We start from the raw sequence: 10,710 nt of genomic DNA on the forward strand, positions 1-10,710 counted from the left end.
CATTACCTTTAAAAACAACTATAAAATGAAAAAAATTATCTTTTTAACCTTATGCTTATTTACAGCATACACAGCAAGCGCGCAGCGATATTATGGGCCTCCGCGCCGCAGACCACCACATAGGGATGAAAGACGCGAAAGGTTCCGCCGGCAGGACGATGACTTTTACCGTGTAAAGGTTGGCATAGCCGCCGGTTTAAATATCTCAAACACCATTGATGCTTACGATTCTAATTTCAGTACCGATGCCATAGCCGGGTTTCATGCAGGTTTAACGTTGGATATTCCTATTGTTTACCCGTTATCGTTTGCTCCCGAGATCATGTACTCGGGCAAGGGATATGCCGCAAATACCGAATATGGCAGGTTTACACAGCGTACCAATTACATTGATGTACCATTGCTGTTAAAAGTTAAGCTTGCACCAAACTTTAACTTTTTGGTAGGCCCTTCGATTAACTTTTTAACATCAACCAATAACACTTACCAAACCGATTTTGCTACCGACTACGAACATTTTTATAATAACCGCGGCGACCAAACCAATGTAAGCGGCGTTATAGGCTTAAGTGTTGATGTTGCCAGGAATGTAGAGCTTAGGGCAAGATATAATATCGACCTATCGGCCAATCATCCCGACAATGATTCATACCTGCCCGATTACCGCAACCAGGTTTGGCAGATTGGGTTGGGATTTAAGTTTCAGTAACGGCAGCAGCTAAAACACTTTAAAAAGCCATTCGGATAGTCGAATGGCTTTTTTTTAGGCCCTTACAAATACTTTTTGCACATCATTTTTAAACTTCTGCTCCTCGCGGTAAAGTACCTTCCGGTAAGGTTCAAAATCTGTTACCAGGGTTTCATAACTGCCAAGGCATTCGTTAATTCGTGTGATAATTTCGGGAATCAGAGCCTCACTTTTATCAAACCGGTATCGTTCGGGGATGGGCATATCTTCAGTATACGCCGCTGAGCCACTTTTGCCAATTATCATACAACAGCGCATAATACAGGCTTCTCGTGGCATGCGCTCTTTGCCGGGGTGGTAGCCAAAATCGACATATAATTTTGCCTTATTCATTAGTTCGGCTACCTGTGTCGGTATCATACCTTTTATAGGTATCCAATTTAAGGCTGGGGTTAAACTAATGATCTGATCCAAGAACTCATCATTTTTAACCGGGTTGTAAATAATGATATTTTCTTTGGCGATACTTTCATCAACGCCATCAAAAAACTCGTTGTTCATATAATCAGAAATTCGCCCGGCAGGTTTTATGCCATTCTCGAGCAGATGCACCAGCGAATAATAAGAATGGCTGATGTGCTGAATTTGGCGACGTCTGAGCTTACTGAATGACGCTATGCGGAAATTGCCAAAGTAAGTTCGAAGCTTAAAAAACTTTTTGTGCTTTATACCATCTACTATATACTGCTGCGTAATGTAATAGTTGTTTACACTTAGCCACCAGATTATTTTCCTTATCCTGTGATAATTGTATTCAAAAATGGGTATTAAATAGGTTTCTGGCAATATAATGATGTGTTGTGGCTCATTCTCCGGTTCCCCCGCTACCGGCACATTATATTTTTTATAGTTGTTATGCACCAAATCGCCTAAATCGGGTGCGGGAGAATAGTAATACATATAAGCATCAAAGCCCAATGATATAAGTTGTGCTCCTAATTGATGCAGTGCTTCGGGGCCACCTGTTGCAAATCCCCCGGGACAAAAAATGTATATTTTGGTATTTGCATAGCACTTTATCACATCAACAGGTCCCGTTAAAATTGATTAATTGAATAGTTTAAATTAGTTTTTAAATATAGGCGTTCTGATGATAATGCAGCAAAAACTATTCATTATTTTACTAAGTGCAGCAAAAAGTTGATTACCCCAGATGTAAAAGATCAGTTATATCCATTCTCTCCACTTAAAATCATTCGAGGGCTTGTTTTATCATATTTTCAATATCATCTCTGTAGCGAATTAACAAAACTACACGTAATGTTAATGTTAGGAATGATTATTGTATTAAAAGCTAAAATTATTCGTTATATTACTGAACTACTTTTGTCAAAAACAATTAATTAATAATGATCTCAATTATTATTTCATCTGCAAATAGTGCTCATCTTAAACAGGTAAGAGATAATATTGCAGCTACAATCGGGGTTCCTCACGAAATAATTTCAACAGACAACAGCAACGGCGAAATGGGTATATGCCAGGTTTATAACCAAAGCATTTTCAAAGCCCAGTATGATATTTTATGCTTTATGCATGAAGATGTGTTAATTAAATCCCATAACTGGGGCCAAAAACTTATTGATCTTTTTTACAACGACCCCTCATTAGGTTTAGTAGGTATCGCAGGCAGCAGTTATAAAGCAATAAGTCCGTCTGGTTGGGGAGGGGCAGGATCAGGTACCTCATTCGCCAATATTATCCAATCATTTAAGCATAAAAAAAAGCAATCAAAACATGTTTATCATAACCCCAATAATCAAAACCTGGCAGAAGTAGCCTGCGTTGATGGTGTATTTATGATGACAACTAAAAGTATAGCCGAAGAAATTATGTTTGACGAAATCACTTTCAAAAAATTTCACGGCTATGATATTGATTTCTCTTTATCAGTGGGGCAAAAGTATAAGGTAGCTGTTAGTTATGATATATTACTTGATCATTTTTCTGAAGGCGTTTACGATAAAACCTGGATGAAGGAAAATTTAAAACTGCATGATAAATGGAACAAATATTTGCCTAAAAATGTTGGAGCGCTTACTCCCCACGAGGTTGTTTATATAGAAAAAAACACCTTTAAACATTTCATTGACCAGCTAATCAAGTTCAACTATCCTATTACAACTGCATTTAAAATGCTTTGGAAAAATAAAAAGTTTTTAAACCTCGATATTAAGCTGTTTTTTAAACTGAAATTCTATATCGTTAAAAAATACCTTACCTTAAACAGTACACAGCTTTAGCCTGCTATACATCGTATCCATAGGTTTTAAATATTGGCCGCCAAAAGTCAAGATGCTTATCCCAGGCGTGGCATCCAAATGGTACCTGGTTGTTGTTTAATTTAAACGAACGTACGGGAGCCAGTTCAATTGAAAATTTAAGTGCTTTTTTGTAGTTTGGAATTTTTAATATTTTACGTCGGCGATTTACTTCAATACCCCAAAAAATATCTTCATTAAATTCATGCTCAGTGCGTGTTAAATAGCTTTCCATTTTGTGGCGCATGCTTATACTCAAATCATGAAATTTTTTCACTCTTCGTAATGAAAACCCGCCGTTACCCACTCTGTATTCGTATTGCATAGGCGATGGAAATCCATTTTTTTGTACGTTAAAACGGGCGTGGTAGTAAAATTGAATTTTTGATTTAAATGCTTTAATAAAATCCGGGTACTCGGCTACCCGAATCCATGGAGCACCAATGTAATCATACGGTTGGTTGCACCAATAGCTTAACTCATCACTAAATACAAAAGCATCCAGTTGGTGTATAAGTATAAACTCATAATCTAAAAAACGTTTATAAAAGCCATCAGAAAGCATTAAAGCATTATAGCCCTGAACGTCTTTAAAATAATTGTCATCAAAGCTTATGATATCTGTAAATGGAAATGCATTTATTTCGCCGGTCAATATCAAGCTTTCAGGCTTTATGGCGATTATGGGATAGCTAAATAAAACTTTCCGGGCTTGCTCCAGCGCAATTTTCTCAAAAGCGGATAGCTTATCTTTATAAAATGGTATAACAACAGCTACTTTCATATCAATCCTTTATCAATAAAACAATAATATAGCTTGTTACCCATTAAAAGCCTGCATATCTATTAAACGCCTGTACAACCCATTACGGTTAAATAATTCAATGTGCGTGCCCTGCTCTGCAACCATTCCGTTATCCAGTACTATTATTAAATCGGCATTTTGTATGGTACTAAGGCGGTGCGCAATGATCAGCGATGTTCGATTCTTCATCAGGTTGTTCAGCGCATCCTGAACCAATTTTTCCGATTCGGTATCCAGTGCCGAAGTTGCCTCATCAAGCAGCATGATTGGCGGATTATTAAGTACAGCTCTTGCGATACAAATTCTTTGTCTTTGTCCACCGGATAGTTTTGTTCCCCGGTCGCCAGTATTGGTTTGATACCCCTTCCCTGTTTCCAAAATAAAATTATGTGCGTTGGCAATACGTGCCGCAGCTTCTACCTGTGCCTGGGTAGCATCTGTTTTACCAAAGGCGATATTATTAAATATAGTATCATTAAACAATATAGACTCCTGGTTAACTATCCCCATCATCGCCCGTAATGACTCCATAGTTACGGATTGAATATTCTTACCATCAATATAAATTGTGCCTTCCTGGGGTTCAATAAAACGAGGCAGCATATCCATCAGTGTTGATTTACCACCTCCGGACGGACCAACAAGCGCAACGGTTTTCCCTTTTGGTATCACCAGGTTAAGCCCTTTCAATACAGATTTATTGGCATCATCAACAATCCCCGCTTCCTTATCCTTGGCAGACTGCTTATCCTTGTAGGCAAAATATACGTTTTCAAACCTTACACTATCAGTAAAATCAGTAATAGCTACGGCATCCGGCGCATTATTAATTAAAGGTTTTTCATCTATCAGTGCCAATACGCGTTCGCCGGCTGCGATACCTGAGTGGATGTTACTGAATGAATCTGAGATAGCTTTAGCCGGGCGCATGATCTGCGAAAACATGGCAATGTATAATATAAAGTTCTCGGCTGTTAAAGCCCCTTCATGATGAATGATCAATGAACCACCATACAGCACAATGCCCGAAACCATTAAAACACCCAAAAACTCGGATACCGGTGATGCCATCTGCTGTCTTTTTGCCATAGCCCGGGTTATCCTTGAATATTCCTTATTTTCGTGATCGAACCTGTTTTTAATAAAAGGGGCGGCATTAAACGCTTTAATGATTTTGATACCTGACAAAGCTTCATCAAGATTACTGATCATGTTACTATAAGTTTGCTGCGACTCTTTTGCCTGCTCCCTAAGCCGCTTAACAATCCTGGATATTACAAAGGCCGAAACCGGTATAATTAGCATAGAAAACAATGTTAACTTAACCGATATTACAAATAAGGTTACCAGGTAAAACAACAATTGAAAAGGCTCTTTAAAGGCCACCTGTAAGGTACCGGTAACCGAAAATTGCACTACCTGCACATCGGCCGATATTTTTGAAAGTATATCTCCTTTACGCTCATTATTAAAATAGCCAAGGTGCAGATTCATCACATTATTAAAAACCGTGCGGCGTAAGTTAAGCAGGGTAAAAATGCGCAGGTTTTCCATAATGCGTTGCGAAAAATACCTGAATATATTACTTAACAATACCGATATTATAATGGCTACGCAAATAAACTGCAGCGCACCTAAAGTACCATAACGCTGATTGGCCAATTGGGCAAAATAAGATAGATCGTTTAGAGGATTCCACCAGTTTAACGGTTTCACCAATGCTTTCCCTGCAGCTCCCGGGTTAAAAATTGCCTTTAACAAAGGAGCCAACAGTACGTAATTTAAAGTATTGAATATTATAGATAGTAATGTTAATATAAAATACGGGACAGCGAATTTGCCAATTGGCCTGGCGAAAGATAACAGTCTGAAATAAGTTTTCATTTAAAATATTAAAGCACAAAACTATGTAAAATTAGCAACGTAGACGCAGTGCATGTATATTTAGCCCCGTTGTTGCCCCTAATAAAGATTAAAAACACACTATTTGTTTAGCTTATACCGGCAAGCTAAAAAACAGTTCTGATCACTTATTGTTAAGGCACTCCTGGTAAATTTGCATATATTGTTGTGCTGTTTTATCCCAGTTATATTTATTGGCATGAGCCATCACTTTAGCCGATTGGTCGCTTTTGCTAAAATGCTGCATTCCCTCATTAAACGTATTCTTCATATCTTCCGGGTCAAAAGTGTTAAAATAATAGGCGGCATCACCGGCAACCTCCGGCAGCGAAGTTCGGGTTGATGCAAATACAGGCTTGCCAAAATGCATCGCCTCAATTACTGGTAAGCCAAACCCTTCAGCAATAGATGGAAAAACAAAAGCTTCGCAATTTTTATAATACCAGGCCCTGTCATTTTCAGAAACCGGCCCGGTAAGCCTTATCCTGTCTTCAACACCAAACTTTTTGGCATATTCCATAATGCTTTCTTTGTAAGGTGTTAATATGCCTGCTATTATTAATTCATAATCGTTACCTGCCAGTAAAGCCGGCAATACATGAAAGTTTTTTTTTGCCGATACTATTCCTATCGAGAATAAAAATGGTTTTAGGGGTTTATAGGCTGGCTGGTGGCCACTTTTTAGCTCAAGTTTATCAGCACCATTATAAATTACCCTGATCTTACCGGCTACATCCGGAAAATAATTTAAAACATCCCTGGCTACAAAATCCGAGATAGTTACAATTTTATCACATGGATATATACGTTCACCTAATTTTTTTAGGTAATGTTTTAACTGTTTGGCATTTTGGTTTTCGTGTACCTGGTTTATATCGTGTATAGTAAGGATTTTTTTACCTGACCTAACCTTTTTGGGTTTTAACCTGGAATGCTGATCGGTAAAATGAAAAAGACTAATATTTTTTTTATTGATATAAAAAAACTTGTGATACTTTTTGAAATAATCTTTTTTAACATCGTCATTATCAAATTCCAATGTATTGGGGTATAAAAAATAATTCAGATCAAATTTTTCATTGTTTTGTCTGATAAGCGCTTTACCTAAGCTTTTGCCAAAGTAATACAAGCCTGTATTTGGATAACGCATTGAATCCAATGTAACTAATACCCTCGGCGTGCTTATTTTTTCCATAATTTTATTTGCTTATCAACCACATCAACCGAAATCAGATCGAGGTTATTAGTCCCGCTTTCTAAATATCCCGCTTTTTTCCCCAATGGAGCCCATCGTCCCGGATGGATTGGCCTTGCCGACGGAAATAAACCTAATGTATTAATGCCTGTCATAGCTGCCAGATGTAAAGGCCCCGTTCCGGATGCTATCAGTCCATCAGCCCGGCTTATAAAAATTATCAATTGTGTCAGTGTCATTTTGCCTGTCATATCTGTAACTGTGGCAGGCAGGGTTCCTATCCAATCTGTTAATAACAGCTTTTCTTTATCTGATCCTGTAATAATCACGTTGTATTTATCGGGTGATAAAGCATTAATCAGCCCGGCAAAATTATCAAGCCCCCATTCCATACCACTACCATGTGATTTTGGGTGAATGATAAGGTTAAACTTTTGTGTCGAAAGTTTACCGGCTACTTCTGCAGGCAGCAATGTTTTGCGTTCGAAATCAATGTGACTAATGATATCATTTAACGTTGGCACCAACAATAACCCTAAGGGCTTTAATAACATCAGGTTCAGTTGGGCCTCATGTAAATCGGATTTTTTACGGCTTAGTTTCACCAGTTTATTGCAGGTAAACCAATGAAAAACCCTGTTAGTAGTACCTATTCGTAATTTTATACCCGCTGCCTTTGCTATTTCGGCAACATGTTTATTGGGGAACACGTGAATAATAGCATCAATATTTTTATCCTTTAAATAAAAAATCTGTTCATTTTGCGGCAGTTTTTTTATTTCCTCATAATTAATAAAAGTATCAACAGCAGTACAGGTATTGATTACAGGTTGAGTGTATGTACGCCCCAAAAATGAAACAATTACTCCTGGAATCAATTCTTTTAAATAAGCCGCCATTGGCAGGGTAAGTACCACATCTCCTATAGCATCTGTCCGGCTGATTAATATGTGCTGCGTTTTTGTTTGTACGGATTGGGGCATTGTGCTTATTGTTGCAATTACTGACAAGTTAACAGCTGTTCAACTGCAATAATAAAGATTAAATTGCCTTATGTAATGATAATTTTCGTCATTTGCATTTACAAGCATGAATGTGACAGCTGTTTTTAATAACCCGGGAATGACTAATTACATCAACTTTAAACAGGTGGCGCGTGCCCTAACTATTGTTGAAAACGATTTGGCCGAAAGCGACGCTTTGTTAAAAAGCCTTACTTTCAACAAACCAACCCCTATAATTGGTATTACCGGCCCGCCGGGAGCGGGTAAAAGCACCCTCGTGAATGCCTTGATAGACGTACTTCTAAAGGATAACCGTAAAATAGCCGTTTTGGCAATCGATCCCACTTCGCCATTTAACTTTGGGTCGCTGCTTGGCGATAGGATAAGGATGGCATCACATTTTAACCATCCTGATGTTTTTATACGTTCATTAGCAACACGTGGATCTTTAGGGGGGCTCTCGGCCAAAACTATCGAGATGACCGATGTATTACGGGCTGCCGGGTTTGATTATGTTTTGATAGAAACAGTTGGTGTTGGCCAGTCGGAAATTGAGATAACGGGCCTGGCCGATATTACCCTGGTTGTACTGGTACCCGAAGCGGGGGATGAGATCCAGCATATCAAATCGGGCCTTATGGAAATTGCTGATGCATTTATTATCAATAAAGCTGACAGGGCCGATGCCGATATTTTTGCTAATAGTTTAAAAAAAATAATCGTGCAAAAAAAAGACGGGCACTCCCCTATTTTTAAAACCATAGCATCGCAGGCAGGGGGCATTAAAGAAGTTGCAGCGTTTATAAAAACATCATCGAACCTTAAAAACAAACGCCGCGAAATGTTACTGGCAGAAAAAGCATACAAACTAATCCAGCATAAATTAACGCAGCATATTGATAAAAAAAAGCTTCAGCAACATCTTGCTGAAGCCTTAACCAACAAAAACTTTAATCTGTATAGTTTTGTGGATACCTATGCAAAATAGGTGCTTTACTATTAACAGCAAACTTGTTCAGTTAACAAATTAACTGTTCATTATTTCCTCTAAATGTTCGGCCTCTGTTGGTATGTTTGCCATCAAATCGCGGTTACCATCTTGGGTAATTAAAATATTATTTTCAATCCTTATCCCCAGCCCTTCTTCCTGAATATAAATACCTGGTTCGCAAGTCAATACATTTCCAACTTCAAAATTTTTATACCTGCTTGCAAAATCATGCACATCCAACCCTAAATGGTGCGATGTGCCATGCATAAAATATTTTTTGTAAAGCGGTGCATTAGCATCCTGCTTTGCAACATCGTGTTTATCAAGCAATTTAAGACCTATTAGTTCGCTGGTCATTACTTTTCCAACCTCATCCTGGTAGTCGTTCAAAACGGTTCCGGCCACTATCATACTCGTTGCTTCACGCATAACCCGCAAAACAGCATTATAAACAGCACGCTGGCGTGGGGTAAACCTGCCATTTACCGGTACCGACCGGCTCATATCTGCATTGTAATTAGCATATTGAGCACCAAAATCAAAAAGTATGATATCGCCATCATTACACACCTGGTTATTATCAATATAATGAAGCACAACAGCATTTTTGCCAGATGCAATTATGGGGCTATAGGCATGCCCCGTGGCACGTTGCCTTAAAAACTCATGCGTTATTTCGGCTTCAATTTCGTATTCTGCAACGCCCGGCTTTAAAAATTTCAACACCCGCACAAATGCATCGCTGGTAATATCACATGCTTTTTGAATAAGGTCAACTTCCATTGCTGATTTTACAACCCGCAGATCTCTTAATATCAAGGCCGATCGTTCATATTTGTGCAAAGGATATTTCTGTTTTAAAGCCTCATACATCCGCAGATCGCGATATGGTACAGTATGAGCGTACCGATCATTCTCGTTGGTATTGATGTAAATATGTTCGGCATAATTTATAATACTATGTAAAATTGTATCATATTCATGAAGCCAATAAATATTTTCGATTCCCGATACCAGCTTTGCCTCTTCTTTGGTGTATTTGTGCCCTTCCCAAATGGCAATGTGTTCGTTGGTTTGTCTTAAAAAAAGTACTTCTTTGTATACCTTATTAGGACAATCGGGATACAATATCAATATGCTTTGTTCCTGATCAATACCTGTGAGATAAAAAAAATCAGGATTTTGTTTAAATAAAAAACTCTGGTCTCCGCTCACCGGAAACTCGTCGTTAGCGTGAAAAATGGCAATAGAGCCCGATTTTGTTCTCGAAACGAAATTTTTTCTATTATTTGTAAATATGGAAGTGGGGATTGCCGAATATTTCATATTAAACTGTTGATTATTTTAATAAATCAATTTTTTTTACTTATTTGTGTAACTATTACATTTTTTGGAACAATGTTTGGTCAAGGTTTCAAACATAATTACTAAATTTGAAAAAAATCACAATTAAAATCGTTTAATCTTAAAAACTATGAATTATTCTACATTAAAGAAAACAGTCGCATTGTCATTTGCTTCTTTGATGGTTGTAGGTATGGCTAATGCTCAAACCGATTCCACCAAAACAGCAACTACTTCGTCTGAAACCACTACACCAAAAGTATTTGGTGGTCTTGGTCAGTACAAAACATTTAGCATTGGTGCCAATGTTGGTGTTACTTCAGCAATGATCCCGTTTGGAACTGATGCAACATCTCATTTTAAACCTGCCCTTGGCTACGGTGTCTCTCTTAGGCAACAACTTTCACATCCATTTGGGTTACAATTAGATTTCCATGGCGGTAAAGTAAAGGGAGATAAC

The 10,710-nt window shown here is 38.0% G+C and carries 9 protein-coding genes and 1 pseudogene; 4 read left to right on the forward strand and 6 right to left on the reverse strand.

The window, feature by feature from the left end; all coding sequences use genetic code 11:
* Positions 1 to 25 precede the first annotated feature (25 nt).
* Positions 26 to 709 carry a porin family protein gene (locus tag AC1DO4_RS08970; protein WP_477414960.1) on the forward strand — a complete coding sequence of 228 codons (684 nt, stop codon included), beginning with the start codon at positions 26 to 28 and terminating at the stop codon, positions 707 to 709.
* A gap of 54 nt (positions 710 to 763) precedes the next feature.
* On the opposite strand, the gene AC1DO4_RS08975 is transcribed toward AC1DO4_RS08970, so the two are convergent.
* Positions 764 to 1,771, reverse strand: a complete 1,008-nt coding sequence (locus AC1DO4_RS08975; RefSeq protein ID WP_477414963.1) for a hypothetical protein — start codon at positions 1,769 to 1,771, stop codon at positions 764 to 766.
* Positions 1,772 to 2,097: 326 nt separating this feature from the next.
* Between AC1DO4_RS08975 and AC1DO4_RS08980 the strand changes: the two genes are divergently transcribed.
* On the forward strand, positions 2,098 to 2,991 hold the full coding sequence (locus AC1DO4_RS08980) for a glycosyltransferase (protein ID WP_477414965.1): 894 nt from the start codon (positions 2,098 to 2,100) through the stop codon (positions 2,989 to 2,991).
* A 4-nt stretch (positions 2,992 to 2,995) separates the two neighbouring features.
* Here AC1DO4_RS08980 and AC1DO4_RS08985 read toward each other — a convergent pair whose 3' ends face one another.
* The 4 genes from AC1DO4_RS08985 to AC1DO4_RS09000 all read right to left on the reverse strand — a co-directional run bounded on the left by AC1DO4_RS08985 (position 2,996) and on the right by AC1DO4_RS09000 (position 7,894).
* Positions 2,996 to 3,793, reverse strand: a complete 798-nt coding sequence (locus tag AC1DO4_RS08985) for a DUF5672 family protein (RefSeq protein ID WP_477414967.1) — start codon at positions 3,791 to 3,793, stop codon at positions 2,996 to 2,998.
* A 36-nt stretch (positions 3,794 to 3,829) separates the two neighbouring features.
* The gene (locus AC1DO4_RS08990; protein WP_477414969.1) at positions 3,830 to 5,698 is read right to left on the reverse strand and encodes an ABC transporter ATP-binding protein; all 1,869 of its coding nucleotides are present in this window, start codon (positions 5,696 to 5,698) and stop codon (positions 3,830 to 3,832) included.
* A 142-nt stretch (positions 5,699 to 5,840) separates the two neighbouring features.
* A complete protein-coding gene (locus AC1DO4_RS08995; RefSeq protein WP_477414971.1) occupies positions 5,841 to 6,911 on the reverse strand; it encodes a glycosyltransferase family 4 protein in 1,071 nt (356 codons plus the stop codon).
* The gene (locus AC1DO4_RS09000) at positions 6,899 to 7,894 is read right to left on the reverse strand and encodes a glycosyltransferase family 9 protein (RefSeq protein ID WP_477414973.1); all 996 of its coding nucleotides are present in this window, start codon (positions 7,892 to 7,894) and stop codon (positions 6,899 to 6,901) included. The genes AC1DO4_RS08995 and AC1DO4_RS09000 overlap by 13 nt, the downstream gene beginning before the upstream one ends.
* Positions 7,895 to 8,000: 106 nt before the next feature.
* Between AC1DO4_RS09000 and meaB the strand changes: the two genes are divergently transcribed.
* The gene (gene meaB / locus AC1DO4_RS09005; protein WP_477414975.1) at positions 8,001 to 8,903 is read left to right on the forward strand and encodes a methylmalonyl Co-A mutase-associated GTPase MeaB; all 903 of its coding nucleotides are present in this window, start codon (positions 8,001 to 8,003) and stop codon (positions 8,901 to 8,903) included.
* Between the two features lie 39 nt (positions 8,904 to 8,942).
* Here the strand turns inward: meaB and AC1DO4_RS09010 are convergent, their stop codons facing one another.
* The gene (locus AC1DO4_RS09010) at positions 8,943 to 10,232 is read right to left on the reverse strand and encodes an aminopeptidase P family protein (RefSeq protein ID WP_477414977.1); all 1,290 of its coding nucleotides are present in this window, start codon (positions 10,230 to 10,232) and stop codon (positions 8,943 to 8,945) included.
* A 148-nt stretch (positions 10,233 to 10,380) separates the two neighbouring features.
* Between AC1DO4_RS09010 and AC1DO4_RS09015 the strand changes: the two are divergent.
* Positions 10,381 to 10,710 (forward strand): annotated as a pseudogene (locus tag AC1DO4_RS09015) (OmpA family protein); the annotation flags it as partial.

The organism is Mucilaginibacter sp. P5_A6, from assembly GCF_056400585.1.